Source organism: Pseudodesulfovibrio sp., assembly GCF_028692895.1.
GTDB lineage: Bacteria > Desulfobacterota > Desulfovibrionia > Desulfovibrionales > Desulfovibrionaceae > Pseudodesulfovibrio.
On the sequence record NZ_JAQUWN010000008.1, the window covers coordinates 14,059 to 34,220 of the forward strand.

Sequence of the window (20,162 nt, forward strand, 5' to 3'; positions counted from 1 at the left end):
TCGCGGGTCGGGATGCAGGCGAAGAGGCCCGGAAAAGGGGGCTAGCCGCCGCTTTCGGGCACGATCTTGACCCCGCCGCCGGCGCCGCCCGAGACGCCGCCCCGCCCCGGCCCGCCCCGTTGCCGGGCCTTGGCCTCCTCGTCCGGGAGGTTGCAGTATTCGTTGAGCTGCTTCCGGTCCAGGTGGCGGGAGAGCTGCTTGATGACGGTCCAATCCAGGTCTTCCAGCTCCTGGCGGCGGTCCAGGCTGGAGTCGCTCTCGATTCCCTTTGTCGGCTTGGTTTTCTTCCCGTGCTCATCTTCAAGGATGGGCCGGACGGCCAGGGCCACCAGCAGGAGAATCATCGGGAATCGTTGCATGGATGTCTCGCGGTTGGGGGTGGGGCGAGGGCGCTCGCCCACGGTGTTTCGGCCTGAGGCCGATCCTGGCCGCGAATTGTTGGACGGTGTTTTGCGCCGTCTTGATAAATGTAAGGGACCCGGTTGATCGGGGAGCGGGTCAGGGCAGGGCCCAGGGTGCGCGCAGCCGGGCGTGGGCCGCCTCGGGGAGCTGGACCAGCACGGGCCGGGCAGCCGGGTCGAGCCAGAGGATGAGCTTTTGCAGGGCCTCGCCGTTCAGGGCCGTGCACCCGGAGGTGGGCGCGTCGTCGGGCTTGAGCAGGTGCATGAAGATGCAGGACCCCCGGCCGGGAGCCGGGCGGCTCAGGTTGTGGGCCACCAGCAGGCCGATGCGGTAGACGCCGTCGGGCCGGAGCATGGTCTCCGCGCTCTTCCACGGCTTGGGCCCCGGGCCGGGCAGCCGGACCAGGGAGTTGTAGTGGTTCGACGCCACGTCGTCCACGCAGTAGAGGTCCGGCCCCACGCCCATGACCGGCAGGCCGGTTCCCGCCAGGTCGGCGGGGTCGTAGGCGAAGGCCAGGGGCAGGCCGAAGGCCCCGGACGGGGCCTTGCCGTCCCCCTCCTTCTTGATCGGTTCGCCGGACAGGGCGGCGTCCGGCCCGTGCAGCCCGACGCCCCAGCCCAGGCCGTGCACGCCGAGGTCCGCGCGCACCGGGCCTCCGGCCGCGCGCCAGGGCCCGCCGTCGCGCCGTTCGTACCAACTCAGGGAGCCGGCTTGGCTGTCCCAGTCCGGCGCGGTGACCACCACCAACTGGCGGCAGGACGCCATCCAGGCGGGGACGCCCTCCGCGCCCGCCGGGGCGGGGACGGCGGCCAGGGTGGCGAGCAGGGCGGCGAGGACAAGGGCGGGCAGGATGTGACGGCTCGGCATGGAGGGCTCCTTTGGCGAGGGTTGCTCAATCGTGCCTATCACACCCGGCCCGGCGGCGGAAAGGGGCGGAGCGGACGCGGGCGCGAAAAAAAGGGAGCCCGGCGAGGCCGGACTCCCCCTGGAGGGCTTGAGGGAAGGGATTACTTCGCGGCGGCCTCACGGGCGGCCGTGAGCCACTTGTTCCACAAGTCCTGGTGCCTGGCGATCCATTCGTCGGCGTGGCGGGCGATGTCCTTTTCGGACTTCTCGCCCTCGTTCATCCGGGTGTTCTGCTCGCTGATGTCCGAGAGCGACAGGGTGAACTCCTCCAGGAATTTCGCGGCGGCCGGGTTGGCGGCCAGGAACTTCCTGTTGGCCACGCAGCGGATGTCCGAGACCACGAAGCCCGCCTTGAGCGGGTTGGAGACCGCGCCCTCCACGCCGGACACGGTCATCCGGTCAACGGCCATGGCCTGGGCCTCGGTGGGCTTGATCCCGGGCACGTTGATCCACATGACGTCCTGGCCGGGCTTGAACTTGAACACGGTCCAGTTGGGCGTCCAGGTGTAGAAGAAGACGGGCTTGCCCGACTTGTAGGCCCCGAGGGCGGCGGCCATGCCCGCCTCGTAGGAGGCCTTGACCGGGTCGATGTACTTGTCCAGGCCGTAGACCTTCATGTGGTGGGCGATGACCTTCTCGCAGCCCCAGCCGGGGGGGCAGGCGGTCAGGTCGGCCTTGCCGTCGCCGTTCTGGTCAAAGGCCTTGACGACCTCGGGCCGCTTGAAGTCGTCCAGGGACTTGATGTTGAACTTCTCCACCTCGCGTTTGGAGACCAGGTAGCCCTGCATGCCGCCCGCCTTGGCCACGTATCCGATCTTCTCGGCCTTGGCGTCGAAGTTTTTGGGCAGTTGGGCGTCGTGCATGGGGAACCAGCCGTTGGCCCAGTAGTCCACGTCGCCCAGGGTGACGGACTTGTAGAAGATGGGGTTGGTCAGGTCCTTGGGCTTTTCGACGTCGTAGCCCAGCTCGGTCAGCGCCTTGCGGATCAGCGCCTCCTGGAAGAAGCCGGTGTTCCAGGTGGCCCGCGCGGGCCGGACGGTCACGCCCTCGCCGGGGGTCGTGTTCAGGGCCAGGGCGTTGGCGGCCAGCGCGGCCGTGAGCAGCGCGGCCAGGGTCAGTTGCAGCAGTCGTTTCATGGAACCTCCTGGGATTCTTGGTTACTTTTTTTGCGCCATGGACTGGGTAATGCGGTCGAGGACGATGGCCATGAGCACGATGCCCAGGCCGCCGACCACGGCGCGGCCGATGTCCAGGGTGTTCAGGCCGAGGATGACCGGGGAGCCCAGGCCGCCCGCGCCGATAAGGGCGGCGATGACGACCATGGACAGGGCCATCATGATGGTCTGGTTGAGCCCGGCCAGGATGGTGGGCATGGCCAGAGGGATCTGGACCTTGAAGAGGACCTGGCGGCGGGTGGCCCCGAAGGCCAGGGCGGCCTCCACCAGCTCCGGGTGCACGCCCCGGATGCCCAGGCCGGTCAGCCGGATGATGGGCGGCAGGGCGAAGATGATGGTGGCCAGCACGCCCGCCACGTTGCCCACGGAAAAGAGCATGACGATGGGCACCAGGTAGACGAAGGCGGGGGTGGTCTGCATGGCGTCCAGCACCGGGCGCAGCCCCGCCTCGAACCGGTCGCTGCGGCCGGACATGATGCCCAGCGGCACGCCGGCCACGGCGCAGACGACCACCGAGGAAAGGACCATGGCGAGGGTGGTCATGGTCTCGCCCCACAGCCCGAGGTAGCCCACCAGGAGCATGGCCGTAAGCGAGAACAGGGCCAGCCGCTTGCCCGAGAACCGCCAGGCCGCCAGGCAGACCACGGCGATGATCACCGCCGGGTGCGCGGCGTTCAGGCCGTGGTCGAAGCCGTTCAGGAGCCGCTCCACCGGCCATTTGAGCATCTGAAAGAATTCCCGGTAGTTGTCCACCAGCCACTCCACGGCGTCCGAGACCCACCGGTCCAGGGGGATGACGTAGTTGTCGAACATCAGTTGATCCCTCCTTCTTCGAGGTTGGCTTCGGTGCGGTGCAGGATGCGCAGGAATCGGGTCTTGGAGACCACGCCCCGGTACACGCCGTTTTCATCCGCCACGGGCACGGGCCAGGGGCTGGAGGCGACCATGGGCAGGATGTCCTGCATGGAGTCGGCGGCGGCGGCGGCCCGCGCGCCGGGCAGGAAGGCGCGGCTGAGCGGGTTGGCTGGCTCGCCCGTCTCCAGGGCGTCGCGGATGGAGTCCGTGGAGACCACGCCCAGGAAGCGGTGGCGGGCGTCCAGGGCGTAGCCGAAATCCCGCTCGCTGCCGCTCAGGATCTCATGGGCGGCGCGCAGGCTGCCCGCGCGGGTGACCACCAGGGTGGGGTGGCTGTCGCGCGCGATGTCGCCCGCGCTGATGACGCCGGTGGGGTCCACGCCTCGGAAGAAGGCGCGCACGTAGTCGTTGGCCGGGTTCTGGAGAATTTCGTCGGGCGTGCCCACCTGGACCACGTTGCCGCCCTCCATGATGGCGATGCGGTCGCCGATGCGCAGGGCCTCGTCCAGGTCGTGGGAGATGAAGACGATGGTCCGCTGGTCCTCCTCCTGGAGCTTGAGCAGTTCGTCCTGCATCTCGGTGCGGATGAGCGGGTCCAGGGCCGAGAAGGCCTCGTCCATGAGCAGGATTTCCGGGTCCACGGCCAGGCCTCGCGCCAGGCCGACGCGCTGCTGCATCCCGCCCGAGAGCTGGGACGGGTACTGGTCCTCCCATCCCGCCAGGCCGACCTGCTCCAGGGCCTCGCGGGCCCTGGCGCGGCGTCTGGCCTTGTCCACCCCGGCCAGTTCGAGGCCGAATGCGGCGTTGTCCAGCACGGTCTGGTGCGGCATCAGGGCGAAGGACTGGAAGACCATGCTCATGTTGTGCAGCCGGAACCTGACCAGCTCCTCCGCGTTCATGGCGGTGATGTCCTCGCCGTCCACCAGGACCCGGCCGGCAGTGGGCTCGATGAGCCGGTTGAGCATACGCACGATGGTGGACTTGCCCGAGCCGGAGAGGCCCATGATGACGAAAATCTCGCCCGAGCGGATTTCGAAGGAGGCGTTGTTGACGCCGACGGTCATGCCGGTCCGCTCCAGGACCGACGCCTTGTCGTACCCTTCCCCGAGCAGCTTCAGGGCCAGGCGCGGCTTGTTGCCGAAAATTTTGTAGAGGTTCTCTACGCGGATTTTTTCCATGTTTTCTCCAAAATGAATGAAACGGCGAATCCCGGCGCGCGTCGGCGCGGGGACCGGGAACGGGGGGGCGGCGCAGGGGCCTAGGACAGGGGGATGCGGTCGCGCAGTCCGCAGGGCAGGGTGGCCCCGGGCCGCCCGGGGACGGGCGAACTTTCGGTGCGGACATGGCGCCGGGACGGAAGCGGCAAGCAGCGCTCCGTCACTTGGGAATACGGATGTTTTTGCATTAATGCATTTAGAGTTTTTACAGTGTTTTTTCCGTATATCAGTTGAATCTCAATGCAGTAATGAAATTCAACAGTCATTTTACTGAAATCGTCAGTGTTGCAGTGTAAAACAACGGGAAAATGCACTGTTTTTCATATTTAGCGTTTTAAGCTATGAAAAAATATTTATGTTGTCAAACAGTATATCATTTTCATATTTTGCTATGACAATTGGCAAACAATTTTAAAAATATTTCGATGGAAGATGGCTGGGAATGACGCGGCATTCCCGCCGCGCGAACGGGGGGCCGTGCGGGCGCGGCGATACGGCGTACGGCGGCTCGGCTGCGGGCTTCGGAGGGGAATGGGGAGAGGCGGGGAGGCGTCAGCCGAGGAGCGGGCCGCCCGGTTCCGGGCCGGGGAGCCACTGGTGGACGGAGAGGTCGATGCGGCCCGAGGGGCCGAAGGCGACGCCCTCCTTTTCCAGAAGGCGGCGCTGGCGGTCGCCGCCCGCGCCGGGCAGGGAAATGCGCCCCCCGGCGCCGACCACGCGCTGCCAGGGGAGCAGGCGGGCGTGGGAGGAGGAGTGGAGCAGCCGGGCCACCTGCCGGGCCGCGCGCCGGTTGCCCGCCAGGGCGGCCACCTGGCCATAGGTGGCCACGCGCCCTTCGGGGATGGCGCGGATGACGGCGATGGCCCGTTCGGAAAAGGGGGTGAGCGGCATGTTCCCTCCGGTCCCGGTCCGGCGGGACGGTCCGGCACCATCCCACGGATGGGGGCGGCTTGTCGAGCGGGGCCGGAGGAAGAGAGGGGGGATTATGCTTCTTTAGACATTCACATGTTGCAATTGTAGCGCATAATTCATACGTTACCGGCAGAATCGGTATCGGGCAGGGCGTCGGCAACCTTTTGGCGGGACATCCCATGAACGAGCAGGAACGGAAACGGCGGGGCAACCCCCTGGCTTCCCCGGAGGAGCTTTCGCGACGCATTGCCATCGTGGACGCCAAGGGCAAGTTCGCGGTGGCGGCGGGCATTCTCCTGGCCGTGGTCCTGGTGGGCTGGAGCGTCTTCGGGTCCGTGCCGGAGATGGTGCTGGGCTCGGGCATCCTGGTCCCGCCCGACGGGCTCATGGACGTGGTCGCCCTGGGCCGGGGCCAACTGACCGAGGTGGACGCGGCCCCCGGCGACACCGTGTCGAGCGGCGACATCCTGGCCCGCGTCTCCATGCCCGAGCTGGAGTCCGAGCGCCAGTCCATACTGGCCGGGCTCCGGAACGCCAAGCTCCGGACCGCCGAGCGCGAGCGACATTACGCCCTGGCCCTGGACATGCAGGGCCGCAACGGCGACGAGCGCATCCGCCAGCTTCGTTCCCGCATGGCGTACCTCCAGCAATATTTCGATTCCCTTCAAAAAAAGACTCCCGAGGCAGGGGGGCAAGACCGTTCCTCCGCCGGGGAGGTCGAGGCCGGACGCAAGGACATGCAGTCCGTGCTGGCCGACATCAACGACTGCAAGCTGAGGATCGCCGAGGTCCGGGCCGCCGGGCTCGACCTGGAGGGCAGGGCCGAGCGTGACGCCCTGGAGGGCCGTCGCCAGGAGAGCGAGCTGGAGCTCGCCCTGGAAGGCGTGGAGCGGCGGTTGCAGCTTTTCACCAAGGTGCGCAGCCCCTACGACGGGGTGGTGGTGGACATGGACGTGGAGCGGGGCGACTATGTCTCGCCGGGCATGTCCCTGCTCACGCTGCGGCCCGTGGAGTCGCCCCTGGAAGCCTCGCTGCTCTTTCCGGCCGAGGTTGGCAAGCGGATCAGGCCCGGCATGGTGGCCTACGTCTATCCCTCCACCGCGTCCAAGGAGGAGTACGGTTGCATTTACGGCCTGGTCTCCTCGGTGGGCGAGTACCCGGCCTCGGCCGAGTCGCTGATGAAGTCCATCGGTTCCCGGCAACTGGTCAGCTCGCTGCTCGGGCAGGGGGTGACGATCATGGCCCGCGTCTCCCTTTTGCGCGACCCGGAGACGGCCACGGGCTTCAAGTGGTCCTCGTCCGACGGGCCGCAGGACGTCGCCATCGACGCGGGCACGGTCTGCACGGGCAACGTGGTGCTCCGGCGCAGCCGCCCCGTGGATTTGGTCTTCCCGAAATTTTCCGGGATGCTGGGGCTGGCCGAACCATGAGGATGCCGCCCGCCGCCCGCACCCCCCTGAGCCAGGCCGTGTTCCATCGGCTCTACCGCGAGCATGCCGGGCCGCTGTGCGCCTACCTGACGCGCTGCCTGCGCGGCGACGCGGCAGAGGCCGAGGGCGTCGTCCAGGACGCCTTCCTCAAGGCCTGGGAGAAGCGCGCGGACCTGCGCGAGGAGGCTGCCTTCAAGCCTTGGGTCTATACCATCGCCCTGAACGTGCTGCGCCAGCGCAAGCGGCGGCTCCGGCCCCTGGCCGTGGAGTCGGTGGAGGCCGAGTCCGGCCGTCCCTCGCCCGAGCGTCAGGCGCAGGACCGCCAGGAGCTGGCCCGGGCGCTGGACGCGCTGGACGCCCTGCCCGACGAGCAGCGCGAGGCCGTGCTCCTGGTGCGCATGGAGAACCTGAAGTTCCGCGAGGCCGCCGACGTCCTCGGCGTGCCCGAGAATACGGTCAAGACCCGTGTCCGCCGGGGCCTTCTGGCCATGGCGGCGGAACTCGGCCTCGATTCCCTGTAGATTTTCCCGAAAACCCGGAAGGCCGGAACCCCACGACAGGATTCCGGCCCTCTCTGAGAGGTAGGTTGCGGACGGCTGGTCGTGCCGCCCTTGTACTCCGGAGATGCGGCGGGCGGCCCGATAGTTTCAGGCCGCGCCCGGCTCGGCGGCCTTGCGGCAGGCCGGAACGCCGTCAGAAGAGGTCCGTGTCGTCGTGGCCGGGAGGGTACGTCCCGGCTGCCGCCAGCATGTCCAGGTCGTCGTCGGAAAGGGCTTCGTCCACCCGCTTGAGGGCGGCCTCCAGCTCCCGCGACAGCGGCGGGGCGGGCGGGGACTCGTCACGGAGGCGGGCCGTGGCTTCCCATGCCCGGCGCAGGGCCTCGGCCTCCTTGGGGTCGTCCACGTCGCGCAGCAGTTCCGCGAGGAGCGATCGGTCTTCGTCTTGATTGAAATCGTTAGCCATGTTGATTCGGCCTTGCCTTGCCAGGGCGTTCCCGGACGGTGAGAATCCTCGGTGTCGATCCAGGTGATGCGCCGGTTGCGGAAAAAGTTTCACGTTGCCCCAAAAAAGAATGGGGTTTGACAAAACGTACGCTCTGATTCAATTTGGGCCAATCGTCAACCTTTTCCCTGCGATATGGCATGCGCAAGACCGGACAACCGAAACGGGCGAGGACCCCGACCGTGCTCCAGATGGAGGCGGTGGAATGCGGGGCCGCCGCCCTCGGCTCCGTGCTCGGCTACCATGGCGCATACGTCCCGCTCTCCACCCTGCGCGAGGAATGCGGCGTCAACCGCGACGGCTCCCGCGCGGCCAACGTGCTGCGCGCGGCCAGGCTCCACGGCCTGGAGGCCCAGGGGTTCCGGCGCGACGCCGAGACCATGCTCGAAAAGACCGCCCTCCCGGCCATCCTCTTCTGGCGGCACTCCCACTTCGTGGTCCTGGAGGGCGCGGACGAGCGGCACGTCCACCTGAACGACCCGGCCAGCGGCCACCGCCGCATCACCCGCGAGGAGCTGGTCCGCGACTATTCCGGGGTGGTCCTGGAGCTCGCGCCCGGCCCGGATTTCCGCAAGGGCGGCGCGCCCTACCGCCTCTGGGCGGGGCTGCGGGAGCGGCTGGCCGGAGAGCACGAGGCCCTGTGGCTCATCGTCGCCCTCTCCCTGCTCCTGGTCCTGCCCGCCCTGACCATCCCGGTATTCTCCCGGGTTTTCGTGGACAAGGTGCTGGTGGGCCGCCACCTGGACTGGGCGGCCCCCCTGGTCTTCGCCATGGTCCTGACCCTGCTCGTCCAGGGCTCCCTGTCCTGGATACAGCAGCACTACATCCTCAAGATGCAGACCAAGCTGACGCTGACGTCGTCCAGCCGGTTCCTGTGGCACGTCCTGCGGCTCCCGGCCCGGTTCTTCGCCCAGCGCTACGCCCCGGAGATCACCCAGCGCTGCCGCCTCAACGAGACCGTGGCCGGGCTGCTCTCGGCCCGGTTCACCACCGGCGTGCTCAACCTCTTCCTGGCGGGCTTCTATGTGGCGGCCATGTTCTTCTACGACTGGCTGCTCACCCTGTTCGCCCTGGCCGCCGTGGCGCTCGACGCGGCGGTGCTCCGGGCGGCCGCCCCCCGGCGGCACGACGAGTTCATGCGCCTGGCCCAGGAGCAGGGCAAGGTGGACGCCATGGCCATGGCCGCGCTCCAGACCGTGGACACCATCAAGGCCCAGGGCATGGAGGAGGACGTCTTCGCCTTCTGGGCCGGGCACCACGCGGGCGCGGTCCGCTCGGCCCAGCGGCTGGGCGCGCTCTCCAACCTCATGGGCCTGGTCCCGGTCGTCCTGACCACCCTGGCCGCCGTGGCCATCCTCGGGGCCGGGGCCGTGCGGGTCATGCAGGGGCACCTGACCCTGGGCGAGCTGGTGGCCTTCCAGGCCTTTGCGGCCATGCTCTTCGCCCCGGTGGGCGAGCTGACCGCCCTGGCCGGGGCCCTGCAGGACGCGGGCGCGTCCATGCGGCGGCTGGACGACGTCCTCAAACACCCGGCCGAGGCCGACCCCGCGTCGCTCCTGGCCGACGGCGAGACCGTCCTGTTCGCGGCGGGCGCGGTGAACGGCGGCCTGGAGTTCGACGACGTCACCTTCGGCTACAGCCCCCTCGGGCCACCGCTCATCGAGCGCTTTTCCCTCTCGCTCGCGCCTGGCGCGCGGGTGGCCCTGGTGGGCGGCTCGGGCTCGGGCAAGTCCACCCTGGCCCGGCTGGCGGCCGGGCTCTACAAGCCGTGGTCCGGCGCGGTGCGCATCGACGGCGTTCCGCGCGAGGACCTGCCGTCCTTCGTGGTCCGCGACGCCGTGCAGATGGTGGACCAGCAAATTTTTCTCTTTTCCGGCACCGTGCGCGAGAACCTGACCCTGTGGGACCCCACCGTGGCAGACGACGCCCTGGTGCGCGCCTGCCAGGACGCGGGCGTCTACGACGTTGTGGCCGGGCTGCCCGGCGGCATGGACGGCGCGCTCCTGGAGAACGGGGCCAACCTTTCGGGCGGGCAGCGCCAGTGCCTGGAGATCGCCCGCGCCCTGGTCAGCGCCCCGGCCATCCTCATCCTGGACGAGGCCACCAACTCCCTGGACACGGTCAAGGAGGCCGAGGTGGACTACAATATCCGCCAGCGCGGCTGCACCTGCCTCATGGTGGCCCACCGGCTTTCCACCATCCGCGACGCGGACGAGATCCTCGTCCTGGACCGCGGCCGGGTGGCGGAGCGGGGCACCCACGAGTCCCTCATGGCCCTGGGCGGCCGCTACGCCGAACTCGTCCGCTCGGAGGGCCGGTAGATGGTCCGCGCGGCGCCGAGGCGGCGCATCGAGCTGGACGACACCGGCATGGTCTGGCGTGTCGAGGCCGGGGCGGCCAGCGTCATGGTCGAGCCCGCGCCCGAGGCGGACCTGCCGCGCGCCTCCGCGACCCTGCGCCAGGCGCGGGAGGGGGACTGCATCTTCGGTTTTTCCTCTGGCGTCCTTTCGGGCCGCGTCCGCGTGTTTCTCGAATCCTCGCCCGGCACCCGGCTGGTCCCCATGATGGCCGAGGACTTCGTCCGCCGCTGCCGGGACAATCCGGAGGAGGCGGCCGCCATGCTCTCCGGCGCGGTGCGCCAGGTGGCCGCCCACGTCAGCCCGGACATTCCGCCGCCGTCCGTGGCCAAGATCCTCGCGCCCGGCGGAGAGTTCCGCCTGCCCTCCGGCGCGCGGGCCGCGGCCCTGTCCGAGCTGTGGTTCCGGGTGGAGGAGGGGAGCGCGGCCTACGGCGGGAGCGAGGCCCTGGGGCGGCTCGGCCGAGACGGCTTCCACCCCCTGGCGGGCAACCTCTGGGTGGAGATGGCCGGGGACGGGCGGCTGGCCTGCGTCTCCACCGGGGACGTGATCCGGGACGGGACCTTCCTCGACGCCTTTTCCGGCTTCGCGGCCATGGCCGTGGCCATGACCTTCGAGCGGTTTTCCGGCATGGCGCTGGCGAAGCTCCGCCACCTGGTGGAGAGCTCGCGCCATCGCGGCGAGGCGTTCTCCCGCGCCCTGGGCCGGGCCGCCGCCGTGGTGGACCCGGCGGCCGGGGCCGGAGCGGGCGCGCCGGGGGCCATCGAGGCCGTGCGCCTGGTGGCCGGGCGGCTGGGGGCAAGAGTGGAAGCGCCGCCCCGGCTGCGGCCGGACCTGGACGGTCAGGTCGAGGACATCCTGTCCCGCAACGGATTCTTCTCCCGCGAGGTGGACCTGTCGGGCGAGTGGTTCGCGGACGACAGCGGGCCGCTGCTCGGCTTCATGGCGTCGGGCAGGGGCCGGGAGGCCGTGGCCCTGCTGCCCGGGCGCAAGGGGTACGTCCTGGCCGATCCGTCGGGCGGCCGCCGGAAGGTCACCCCCGAGCTCGCCGCCGCCCTGGAGGGCCGGGCGCTCCAGTTCTATCCTCCGTTGCCCGACGGGGCGGACTCGCCCCTGGCCCTGGCCCGGTTCGCCTGCCGGGGCTGCGGCCGCGAGCTCGCGCTGGTGGCGGCCATGGGGTTCTTCGGCGGGCTGGCCGGGTTCGGCCTGCCCCTGGCCATGTCCGCCACCGTGGACCGGGTCATCGCCAACGGCGAATACGGCATGCTCGGCCAGATCGTCTTCGGCCTGCTCATGCTCGCCCTGGGCGCGGGCGTGTTCCGGATGGTCAAGAGCGCGGCCCTGCTGCGCGGCCAGACCCTGGCCCAGGTGGCCCTCCAGTCGGCCATGTTCGGGCGGCTGCTCCGGCTGCCCATGGCGTTCCACCGGCGGTTCGCGGCGGGCGACCTTTCCAACCGGGCCATGGCCGTGGACGACATCCGCCACTCCCTGTCCGGGACCATGCTCGCCGGACTGCTCTCCTCGGCCTTCGCCCTGACCAGCCTGGCGCTTCTGGCCGTCTTTTCCTGGAAGCTGTCGCTGGTCGTGCTCGGCATCGTCGCCGCCTCCCTGGCCCTGACCGGGCTGTCCCTGAAGCGCCAAGCTCGCGCCCAGGGCCGGGCCCAGGACGCCATCGGCCACCTGGCCGGGCTGGAGCTCCAGCTCGTCACCGGCGTCAACAAGCTGCGCGCCGCCGGGGCCGAGGCCGGGGCCTTCGCCCGCTGGATGGAGAACTTCGCGGAGCTGCGCCGGATCGCCTACGCCATCGGCCGGGGCCGCAACGCGGTCACGGTCCACGCCACGGGGCTGCCGCTCTTCTGCTCCATCGCGGTCTTCGGCCTGTTCATCCTCTCCGGACTGTACCGGGAGCTCTCGCTCGGCAGCTTCCTCTGCTTCAACGCCGCCCTGGGCCAGCTCACCGGAGCCGTGGCTTCCCTGGCCCAGGCCGGGACGTCGCTCCTTTTCCTCCAGCCCCTGTACCGCCGGGCCAAACCCATTCTGGAGGCCCGGCCCGAGAGCCACGCCGCCCTGGAGGACCCCGGCCCGCTCCTGGGCGCGGTGGAGGCCGTGGGCGTGGACTTCGCCTACCCCGGCGCGGCCGGGCCCACCCTGCGCCAGGTCGGCTTCCGGGCCGCGCCCGGCGAGTTCGTGGCCATCGTCGGGCCCAGCGGGTCCGGCAAGTCCACGCTGCTCAAGCTCCTGCTCGGGTTCCACCAGCCCTCGGCCGGGGCCGTGCTCTACGACGGCAAGCCCCTGCGCCGCCTGGACCCGGTCAAGGTCCGTCGCCAGATCGGCTCGGTCATCCAGAACGGCGAGCTCATCCAGGGCAACATCTATTTCAACATCATGGGCGCGGCCAGGGACGCGGACGAGGAGGACGCCTGGGAGGCGGCCCGGCTCGCGGCCGTGGACGACGACATCCGGGCCATGCCCATGGGGATGCACACCTTCGTGCCCCACGGCGGCTCGACCTTCTCCGGCGGGCAGAGGCAGCGGATCATGCTCGCCCGCGCCCTGTCGCGGAAGCCGCGCGTCTTCCTGCTGGACGAGGCCACCTCCAGCCTGGACAACGCCAGCCAGGCCACGGTCATGCGCAACCTGCGCGGCCTCAACGCCACGCGAATCGTGGTCGCCCACCGCCTCTCCACCGTGCGCGACGCGGACCGCATCTACGTCATGGACCGGGGCGCGGTGGTGGAGTCCGGCACCTTCGGCCAGCTCATGGAGCGGGACGGGCTGTTCGCCCGGCTGGCCTCGCGCCAGATGGACGGGAGCGGGCGATGAGGGGGCTGGCCGCCTGGATCGTCTTCGGCCTCTCGGCCCTGGCCTGCCTGGTCTGGATCGGGGGCGGCGTGCGCGACGAGCTGCGCGAGGACCACGTCTTCCACCACGTCCTGGAGGACCGTCTGGCCCTGGCCGCCGCGTCGGGCGGGGAGCTGCGCATCGGCGTGGCGGGCGACTTCTCGGCCCATCCCGACATCCTGCGCGGGGCCGAGCTGGCCGCCGCCCGGCTCAACGCCGAGGGCGGCGTGCTGGGCCGCAAGGTCGTCCTGGCCTTGCGCGACGACCACGGCGCCGGCGAGGGCGCGCTGGAGGCGGCCCAGGCCTTCGCCCTGGACCCGGCCATTCCCTTCGTGGTCGGCCACACCAGCCTCCGGCTCCTGGCCGGGGTGGCCCAGAACTACGCCTTTTACGGCGTGCTCGCGCTCTCGCCCAACACGGCGGGCACGGGCTACTCCACCGGCGCGTTTCCCCTGGTCTTCGGCAACGCCATGGACCCGGCCGATGTCGGCCGGGCCGCCTTGGACCTGGCCCTGCGCAAGGGCTGGAAGCGGGTGGGGCTGATTTACGGCGCGGGCGACCAGGGCGCGCGCCGGGCCCGCGAGTTCGAGTCGCTGGCGGACAAGCGCGGCCTGCGGGTGGCCCTCTCCTTCGGTTTCGAGGGCAGGGGCTCGGGCGTGGCCCGGCACATGGCGCGCTGGCGGCGCGAGCTGGACCTGGACGCCGTGTTCCTGGGCGTGGGCCGCGCGGACGAGCTGCCCCTCGTGGCCGCCTGCCGGGCCGTGGGCATGGGCTGCCCCTTCGTCTTTCTCGGCGAGCGGCCCGAGATCGCCCCGGCCAGCCGCCCGCTTTACGGCGTCCTCTACTGCCCGGAGCAGGACCCGTCCGAGGGGTACGCGGCCTTTGCCGGGGAGTATGAGGCGCGCTTCCGCCGCCCGCCGGGGCGCGACGCCCTGCTCGGGTGCGACGCCGTGCTCCTGCTGGGCCGGGCGGCCTCCCGCGCCGGGACCTGCGTGCCGGCGAAGGTGGCCGATGCCCTGCGCAAGGGCGTTCCCGGCTCCCTGTCCGGGACCCTGCGCTTCGACGCGCGCGGCTGCGCGGTCAAGCGCCCGCCCCGGTTCGTCGAGTTCTGACCACCGTCCGCTTTCCGGAGCGCAATTTACAAAAAGCGCGGCGCGGGCTATCGTGGCGCGCGATACCGGGAGGTACAAGCCATGAAAGCGATGATGCTGGAGCGGTTCGGCGAAGCCCCTTCCTTCGCCCTCCGCGACATCGAGCGGCCGGAACCCCGGCCCGGCGAGGTTCTTATCAAGGTCGCCGGGTCCAGCTTCAATCCCATCGACAACAAGATCGCCGCCCTGGGCGGCAAGCTCGGGTTCGCGCCCGCGCTGCCCGCCGTGCCGGGGCTGGACGTCTCCGGCGTGGTCGAGGACATCCCGCACTCCATGTCCCGGTTCCAGCCGGGCGACCGGGTCTTCGGCTGCGCGGGCGGGGTGGCCGACATGCCCGGCGCGCTGGCCGAATACATGGTGGCCGACGAGCGGCTCCTGGCCCCCGCGCCCAAGTGCATGGACCTGGCCGAGGCGGCCGCGCTCCCGCTGGTCTCCATCACCGCCTGGCTCGCCCTGTTCGAGCGGGCGAACCTCAAGCCCTGCCGGACCCTGCTGGTCCACGGCGGCGCTGGCGGGGTGGGCCACCTGGCCGTGCAGCTCGCCCAGCACGCCGGGGCCAAGGTCTTCGCCACGGTCTCGAACGAGGACAAGGCCGCCGTGGTCGAGAGCATGGGGGCCACGCCCATTCCCTATCGCGAGGTCTCCGTGGCCGACTACGTGGCCGAGCACACGGGCGGCGAGGGGTTCGACGTGGTCTTCGACACCGTGGGCGGCAAGTGCCTGGACCAGTCCTTCGAGGCGGCGGCATTGGGCGGCCAGGTGGTCTCCACCTCGACCCGCTCCAGCCATGACCTCTCGGCCATGCACGCCAAGGGGCTGACCCTGCACGTGGTCTTCATGCTCCTGCCGCTCGTCACCGGCGACGGGCGGCCCCTCTATGGCCGGATTCTCCACGAGATCGCGGGGATGGTGGATGACGACGACCTGGCAGTGCTCCTGGACGGCGCGCGCTTCGACTACACCGAGGTGGCCGAGGCCCACCGCTACTGGGCCTCGGGCCAGGCCATGGGCAAGATCCTCCTCACCGTGGGCGGCTAGGGCCGGTGAGGGCATCCCGTGGAATCCCCACCGGCAACGTTGTGGAAAACTCCCGGAACCGGCGGTATTGCTTGCATAAATCCCAAATGGAACTTGACAAAAAACATGCCTGGGTAAACAGTTGGGATTGCTACTCTAAGGAGTGATGGACGACGCGCCCCGTTGCGGGCCGCAAGGTCGCCCCGCCGGGGCCGAAGTGAGACGTATGGCAGCAGACGACAAGAAGAGCATCCAGAACATCCAGGACGAACTTTTCCCGGACGCCGGCAAGCCGTCGCCGGGGGCGAAACCCGCCGCAGGGGAGGCCGCGCAGGCCCGGCCCGGCGACAGGCCGGCTCCGGTTGCGCCCGGCGGCGCGAAGGCTCCGGCAGGCGGTCAGGCGCAGACCAGGCCCGCTGCCGACGGCAAGCCCGGCCCGCAGGCCCAGGCGTCCGCCTCCCCGGCGGCGAAGCCCGCCCCGGCCTCCGGGCCGCAGGCGGCGGAGGTGGCCAAGGGGCCGGCCCCCAAGGCCGCTCCGGCGGCCGCGCCGAACCCGGCTCCCGGCGGACCCGCCGGAGGGCAGGCCGCCGGCCAGGGCGGTCCGGGACAGGGCGCGGGCCAGCGTCCGGCCGCGCCGGACATGGACAACGACGAGCGCCTCTCGCCCAAGGACATCGACTATCAGCCGCCCCTGGTCATCTGCCTGTCCATCATCAGCCGGTTGATGGGCAAGCCCGTCTCCTCGGCCACCCTCAAGGCGGGCATCCCGCAGCAGGGCGGGGTCATCACGGCCGCCGCCATCGTCCGGGCGGCCGAGCGCATCGGCATCACGGCCAAGACCGTGCACCGCGAGAGCCTGCGCAAGATCACCAAGCTGGTCATGCCCTGCATCCTGCTCCTGCGCGGCGGCAACGCCTGCGTGCTCCTGGATACCGACGAGAAGACTGCCCGCGTGGTCATTCCCGGCCACGGCATGGACGAGACCGAGACCCCGCTGGAAAAGCTGGAGGAGGAATACACCGGCTACGCCATCTTCTGCCACCGCATGTCCAAGCTGGACAAGCGCGCCAGCGAGCTCAAGCTGGTCAAGACCAAGCGCTGGTTCTGGGGCGTCATCCTCCGCTTCTGGCCCATCTACCGCCACGTCTTCGCGGCCTCGATCATGACCAACCTGATCATCATCGCCGCGCCGCTGTTCACCATGAACGTGTACGACCGGGTCATCCCGAACAACGCCACGGACACCCTCTGGGTCCTGGCGCTGGGCATCGGCATCGCCTACGTCTTCGACTTCCTGCTCAAGAACCTGCGCTCCTATTTCGTGGACGTGGCGGGCCGCAACGCGGACGTGCTCATCGGCAGCCGGATCATGCAGCACCTCATGTCCGCCCGGCTCGACTACATGCCGGAATCCGCGGGAGCGGTGGCCAACAACGTGCGCGAGTTCGAGTCGCTGCGAGAGTTCTTCAGCTCCTCCTCCCTGGTGGCGCTCATCGACCTGCCGTTCCTGTTCATGTTCATCGGGCTGATCCACTACATCGGCGGACCCGTGGCCTGGCCGGTCTTCATCGCCGTGCCCGTGGTGGTCCTCTTCGGGCTCTTCCTCCAGGTGCCGTTCCAGCACATCATCGAGAGCCACTACAAGGAATCCACCCAGAAATACGCGCTGCTCTACGAGATCGTCCAGGGACTGGAGACCATCAAGACGTCCATGGCCGAGGGCCGAATGCAGGCGCGCTGGGAGAACGTGGTCGGCCTGACCGCCCTGTCCAACAGCCGGACCAAGGTCATGGCCAACCTCTCCATCACCTTCTCGGTCTTCGTCACCCAGGTGGTCTCCGTGGCCATCGTCATCACCGGCGTCTACCTCATCGGCAAGGGCGAACTGACCGTGGGCGGGCTCATCGCCTGCAACATCCTGGCGGGACGGTCCATGGCCCCGCTTTCGGCCGTGGCCGGTCTGCTGGCCCGGTTCCAGCAGTCGCGCATGGCCCTCAAGGCCCTGGACCTGCTGATGGAGATGCCCTCCGAACGGCCCGAGGACAAGGAGACCTTCCACTACGGCGACATGGAGCCCTCCATCCAGGTGGAGAACGTCTCCTTCAGCTATCCCGGCACGGACAAGGCGGTCCTGAACGAGGTCAACCTGCTCATCCGGCCGGGAGAGAAGGTCGGCGTGGTGGGGCGCACCGGCGCGGGCAAGTCCTCGCTGGGCAAGCTCATCGTCGGCCTCTACCAGCCCGTGCAGGGCGCGGTGAAGGTGGGCAACATCGACCTGCGCCAGCTCGACACCGCGGTGCTGCGGCGCAAGGTGGGCTACATCTCCCAGGATTCGCTGCTCTTCTACGGCACGCTGAGGGACAACATCGCCTTCGGCCTGCCCGAGGCGGACGACCAGTCCATCAAGCACGCGGCCGAGATCGCGGGCGTCACGGATTTCGTCAAGGACCACCCGGCCGGGTACGGCATGATGGTGGGCGAGCGCGGCTCCTCGCTGTCCGGCGGGCAGCGACAGGCCGTGTCCATCGCCCGGGCCATCCTGCCCGATCCGGAGATCCTGATAATGGACGAGCCCTCCAGCAACATGGACAACCAGTCGGAGTACCGGTTCAAGGCCAAGCTGGAGCCGTTCATCAAGGACAAGACCGTCCTGGTCATCACCCACCGCCACTCCATGCTCGACATGGTGGATCGGCTGGTGATCATGGACAAGGGGCGCGTCGTGGTGGACGGCCCGAAGCAGCAGGTCCTGGACGGGCTGAGGTCCGGCAGGATCCGGGTCATGTGAGGTGGGCATGCGCAAGGAAAAATTCGCTAGGGAAACGCTGCTGTTCATGTCCGAGGTGGACCAGGCCATGTACGGCCGGGGCCGCCGCATGGCCTACATGCTGTCCACCGCCATCCTGTTCATGCTGGCGGGCTTCCTGGTCTGGGCCAAGCTGGCCGTGCTCGACGAGGTCACGCGCGGCTTCGGCAAGGTCATCCCGTCCCAGCGGGTGCAGGAGATTCAGAACCTGGAGGGCGGCATCCTGAGCGAGATCTACGTCCAGGAAGGCCAAATCGTGCAGAAGGACGACCTGCTCTGCCGGCTGCGCAACGAGCAGGCCGCGAGCTTCCTGCGCGACGCCCAGACCAAGGCGCTGGAGCACCGGGCCGCCATCGTCCGGCTCACCGCCGTGGTAGAGGACCACGCCCCGGTCTTCGATCCGGAGCTCAAGGAAAAGGCCCCGCAGCTCCTCCAGGACCAGTTGCGCATCTTTCATGCCCAGAAGGACCAGCTCGCCATCGAGCTCGGCGTCCTGAGGGACCAGTACGAACAGAAGGAATCGGAAGTCACCGAGATGGAAGGGCGGCGCAAGCAGCTCAAGAAATCCCTGGAGGTGGCCCAGAAGCAGCGCGACATCGCAAAGCCCCTGGTGGAGAAGCACATCCACTCCGAGCTGGACTACCTGGCCCTGGAGCAGAAGGTGCTGGAGCTCAAGGGCGACGTGGACGCCCTGACCCTGGGGCTGCCCCGGACCCGGCGGGCGGCCAAGGAGGCCCTGGGCCGCATCGAGCAGCGCAAGGCCGAGTTCCGGAGCCAGGCCCTGGAGGAGATCAACGAGCGGCGGCGCGAACTGCTCTCCATCAACGAGACCCTGGCCGCCGGGGGCGACCGGGTGACCCGCACCGACGTGCGCTCGCCGGTCAAGGGCGTGGTCAAGCACATCCTCATCAACACCCTGGGCGGCGTGGTCAAGCCGGGCGAGTCCATCATGGAGGTGGTGCCGCTCGACGACTCCCTCCTGGTCGAGGCCAACATCAAGCCCTCGGACATCGCCTTCCTCCACCCGCAGCAGAAGGCCAAGGTCAAGATCACGGCCTACGACTTCTCCATCTACGGCGGGCTGGACGGCACGGTGGAGAACATCAGCGCGGACACCATCCAGAACGAAAAGGGCGAGAGCTTTTACCTGGTCAAGGTGCGCACCAAGAACAACGCCATCCTCTATCGGGGCGAGCGGCTGCCCATCATGCCGGGCATGACCGCCCAGGTGGACATCCTGACCGGAAAGAAGTCCGTGCTCGACTACCTGCTCAAACCCATCCTCAAGGCCAAGCAGAACGCGCTGCGGGAACGCTAGCGAGGGGACGTCCATGGCCCGCGCCGCATCCATACACCAGGCGGTCACCGGGGCGTTCTGCGCGCTGCTGCTGGCCCTTTGCCTGGCTCGGGGGGCGTCGGCCGGGGCCCCGGCCCCGCCCGCGGACGGCAAGTCCGCCGGGCCCCGCCTCTTCGGGACCGTGGAGTTCAAGGGCAACCTGGAAAAACTGCCCAAGTGGACCGGCGTGCTCAAGAAGATGGCGATCTGGAAGGGATACTTCAACTCCCCGGACATGGCCAAGCTGCCGTCCAGGAACGCCTGGGTGAAGCTCAAGGCCGAGCTTGCGGACAAGCCGGAAATGGACAAGCTCAAGGGCGTGAACAAGTTCTTCAACCAGTGGCCCTACCGGCTGGACGCGGCCAACTACGGTGAGAGCGACTACTGGGCCTCGCCACAGGAATTCATCAAGAAATCAGGTGATTGCGAAGACTACGCCATCGCCAAGTACTATGCGCTGAAGGAGCTGGGCTTCTCCGAGGAAAGGATGCGCATCGTGGCGGTCCGCGACATGATCCGGAACATCGGACATGCGATCCTGGCCGTCTATCTGCCCGACAACATTTACATCCTCGACAACCAGACGGTCATGGTGCTGCCGGACGTCCGGTACAAGCACTACATGCCGCAGTATTCCGTGAACGAGAAGTTCCGCTGGATGCACGTGCCCGTGAGCAAGAACACGGCCTTCCAGCGCGCCAAGAAGCAATGACGGGCCGAGGTCTTCGCGCCGGTCCGAAAACAACCAGATGGAG

The 20,162-nt window shown here is 69.1% G+C and carries 16 protein-coding genes; 9 read left to right on the top strand and 7 right to left on the bottom strand.

Annotated elements, in window-relative coordinates; translation table 11 throughout:
* Nucleotides 1–41: 41 nt before the first annotated feature.
* The 6 genes from PHP91_RS03410 to PHP91_RS03435 form a co-directional block, all read right to left on the bottom strand.
* On the bottom strand, nt 42–359 hold the full coding sequence (locus PHP91_RS03410) for a hypothetical protein (protein WP_300136881.1): 318 nt from the start codon (nt 357–359) through the stop codon (nt 42–44).
* Nucleotides 360–498: 139 nt separating this feature from the next.
* On the bottom strand, nt 499–1,269 hold the full coding sequence (locus tag PHP91_RS03415; protein WP_300136884.1) for a hypothetical protein: 771 nt from the start codon (nt 1,267–1,269) through the stop codon (nt 499–501).
* Between the two features lie 140 nt (nt 1,270–1,409).
* Complete coding sequence (proX, locus tag PHP91_RS03420) at nt 1,410–2,444, bottom strand: glycine betaine/L-proline ABC transporter substrate-binding protein ProX (RefSeq protein ID WP_300136887.1); 1,035 nt, start codon at nt 2,442–2,444, stop codon at nt 1,410–1,412.
* 21 nt (nt 2,445–2,465) lie between these two features.
* Entirely contained in the window at nt 2,466–3,296 is an 831-nt protein-coding gene (locus PHP91_RS03425; RefSeq protein WP_300136890.1) for a proline/glycine betaine ABC transporter permease, read from the bottom strand.
* Nucleotides 3,296–4,516 (bottom strand): glycine betaine/L-proline ABC transporter ATP-binding protein ProV, encoded by a 1,221-nt coding sequence (gene proV, locus PHP91_RS03430; RefSeq protein ID WP_300136893.1) that lies wholly within the window; start codon nt 4,514–4,516, stop codon nt 3,296–3,298. Before proV ends, PHP91_RS03425 begins: the two co-directional genes overlap by 1 nt.
* Nucleotides 4,517–5,107: 591 nt before the next feature.
* Nucleotides 5,108–5,446, bottom strand: a complete 339-nt coding sequence (locus PHP91_RS03435) for an MGMT family protein (RefSeq protein WP_300136897.1) — start codon at nt 5,444–5,446, stop codon at nt 5,108–5,110.
* Nucleotides 5,447–5,646: 200 nt separating this feature from the next.
* Between PHP91_RS03435 and PHP91_RS03440 the strand changes: the two genes are divergently transcribed.
* Nucleotides 5,647–6,897, top strand: coding sequence for an NHLP bacteriocin system secretion protein (locus PHP91_RS03440; RefSeq protein ID WP_300136900.1), 1,251 nt, complete (start codon nt 5,647–5,649; stop codon nt 6,895–6,897).
* Nucleotides 6,894–7,418, top strand: coding sequence for an RNA polymerase sigma factor (locus tag PHP91_RS03445; protein WP_300136903.1), 525 nt, complete (start codon nt 6,894–6,896; stop codon nt 7,416–7,418). Before PHP91_RS03440 ends, PHP91_RS03445 begins: the two co-directional genes overlap by 4 nt.
* 172 nt (nt 7,419–7,590) lie before the next feature.
* On the opposite strand, the gene PHP91_RS03450 is transcribed toward PHP91_RS03445, so the two are convergent.
* A complete protein-coding gene (locus tag PHP91_RS03450) occupies nt 7,591–7,860 on the bottom strand; it encodes a hypothetical protein (RefSeq protein ID WP_300136906.1) in 270 nt (89 codons plus the stop codon).
* Nucleotides 7,861–8,039: 179 nt separating this feature from the next.
* Here PHP91_RS03450 and PHP91_RS03455 point away from each other — a divergent pair, with 179 nt between their 5' ends.
* From PHP91_RS03455 to PHP91_RS03485, 7 genes are all read left to right on the top strand, one after another.
* Nucleotides 8,040–10,220 carry an NHLP family bacteriocin export ABC transporter peptidase/permease/ATPase subunit gene (locus PHP91_RS03455; RefSeq protein ID WP_300136909.1) on the top strand — a complete coding sequence of 727 codons (2,181 nt, stop codon included), beginning with the start codon at nt 8,040–8,042 and terminating at the stop codon, nt 10,218–10,220.
* Nucleotides 10,221–13,079 carry an NHLP bacteriocin export ABC transporter permease/ATPase subunit gene (locus tag PHP91_RS03460; RefSeq protein ID WP_300136912.1) on the top strand — a complete coding sequence of 953 codons (2,859 nt, stop codon included), beginning with the start codon at nt 10,221–10,223 and terminating at the stop codon, nt 13,077–13,079. It begins immediately after the preceding gene.
* A complete protein-coding gene (locus PHP91_RS03465) occupies nt 13,076–14,209 on the top strand; it encodes an ABC transporter substrate-binding protein (RefSeq protein ID WP_300136915.1) in 1,134 nt (377 codons plus the stop codon). Before PHP91_RS03460 ends, PHP91_RS03465 begins: the two co-directional genes overlap by 4 nt.
* Before the next feature lie 81 nt (nt 14,210–14,290).
* Nucleotides 14,291–15,286 (top strand): zinc-binding dehydrogenase, encoded by a 996-nt coding sequence (locus PHP91_RS03470; protein ID WP_300136917.1) that lies wholly within the window; start codon nt 14,291–14,293, stop codon nt 15,284–15,286.
* Between the two features lie 619 nt (nt 15,287–15,905).
* Complete coding sequence (locus tag PHP91_RS03475) at nt 15,906–18,053, top strand: type I secretion system permease/ATPase (RefSeq protein ID WP_300137024.1); 2,148 nt, start codon at nt 15,906–15,908, stop codon at nt 18,051–18,053.
* A gap of 7 nt (nt 18,054–18,060) precedes the next feature.
* Nucleotides 18,061–19,389 (top strand): HlyD family type I secretion periplasmic adaptor subunit, encoded by a 1,329-nt coding sequence (locus tag PHP91_RS03480; RefSeq protein ID WP_300136920.1) that lies wholly within the window; start codon nt 18,061–18,063, stop codon nt 19,387–19,389.
* 13 nt (nt 19,390–19,402) lie between these two features.
* Nucleotides 19,403–20,119 carry a transglutaminase-like cysteine peptidase gene (locus PHP91_RS03485; protein ID WP_300136923.1) on the top strand — a complete coding sequence of 239 codons (717 nt, stop codon included), beginning with the start codon at nt 19,403–19,405 and terminating at the stop codon, nt 20,117–20,119.
* Nucleotides 20,120–20,162 lie beyond the last annotated feature (43 nt).

Excerpts from the sequence above, each read along its gene's own strand:
- PHP91_RS03410 (WP_300136881.1), bottom strand. The coding sequence starts at position 359 with ATGCAACGATTCCCGATGATTCTCCTGCTGGTGGCCCTGGCCGTCCGG.
- PHP91_RS03415 (WP_300136884.1), bottom strand. The coding sequence starts at position 1,269 with ATGCCGAGCCGTCACATCCTGCCCGCCCTTGTCCTCGCCGCCCTGCTC.
- proX (WP_300136887.1), bottom strand. The coding sequence starts at position 2,444 with ATGAAACGACTGCTGCAACTGACCCTGGCCGCGCTGCTCACGGCCGCG.
- PHP91_RS03425 (WP_300136890.1), bottom strand. The coding sequence starts at position 3,296 with ATGTTCGACAACTACGTCATCCCCCTGGACCGGTGGGTCTCGGACGCC.
- proV (WP_300136893.1), bottom strand. The coding sequence starts at position 4,516 with ATGGAAAAAATCCGCGTAGAGAACCTCTACAAAATTTTCGGCAACAAG.
- PHP91_RS03435 (WP_300136897.1), bottom strand. The coding sequence starts at position 5,446 with ATGCCGCTCACCCCCTTTTCCGAACGGGCCATCGCCGTCATCCGCGCC.
- PHP91_RS03440 (WP_300136900.1), top strand. The coding sequence starts at position 5,647 with ATGAACGAGCAGGAACGGAAACGGCGGGGCAACCCCCTGGCTTCCCCG.
- PHP91_RS03445 (WP_300136903.1), top strand. The coding sequence starts at position 6,894 with ATGAGGATGCCGCCCGCCGCCCGCACCCCCCTGAGCCAGGCCGTGTTC.
- PHP91_RS03450 (WP_300136906.1), bottom strand. The coding sequence starts at position 7,860 with ATGGCTAACGATTTCAATCAAGACGAAGACCGATCGCTCCTCGCGGAA.
- PHP91_RS03455 (WP_300136909.1), top strand. The coding sequence starts at position 8,040 with ATGCGCAAGACCGGACAACCGAAACGGGCGAGGACCCCGACCGTGCTC.
- PHP91_RS03460 (WP_300136912.1), top strand. The coding sequence starts at position 10,221 with ATGGTCCGCGCGGCGCCGAGGCGGCGCATCGAGCTGGACGACACCGGC.
- PHP91_RS03465 (WP_300136915.1), top strand. The coding sequence starts at position 13,076 with ATGAGGGGGCTGGCCGCCTGGATCGTCTTCGGCCTCTCGGCCCTGGCC.
- PHP91_RS03470 (WP_300136917.1), top strand. The coding sequence starts at position 14,291 with ATGAAAGCGATGATGCTGGAGCGGTTCGGCGAAGCCCCTTCCTTCGCC.
- PHP91_RS03475 (WP_300137024.1), top strand. The coding sequence starts at position 15,906 with ATGGACAACGACGAGCGCCTCTCGCCCAAGGACATCGACTATCAGCCG.
- PHP91_RS03480 (WP_300136920.1), top strand. The coding sequence starts at position 18,061 with ATGCGCAAGGAAAAATTCGCTAGGGAAACGCTGCTGTTCATGTCCGAG.
- PHP91_RS03485 (WP_300136923.1), top strand. The coding sequence starts at position 19,403 with ATGGCCCGCGCCGCATCCATACACCAGGCGGTCACCGGGGCGTTCTGC.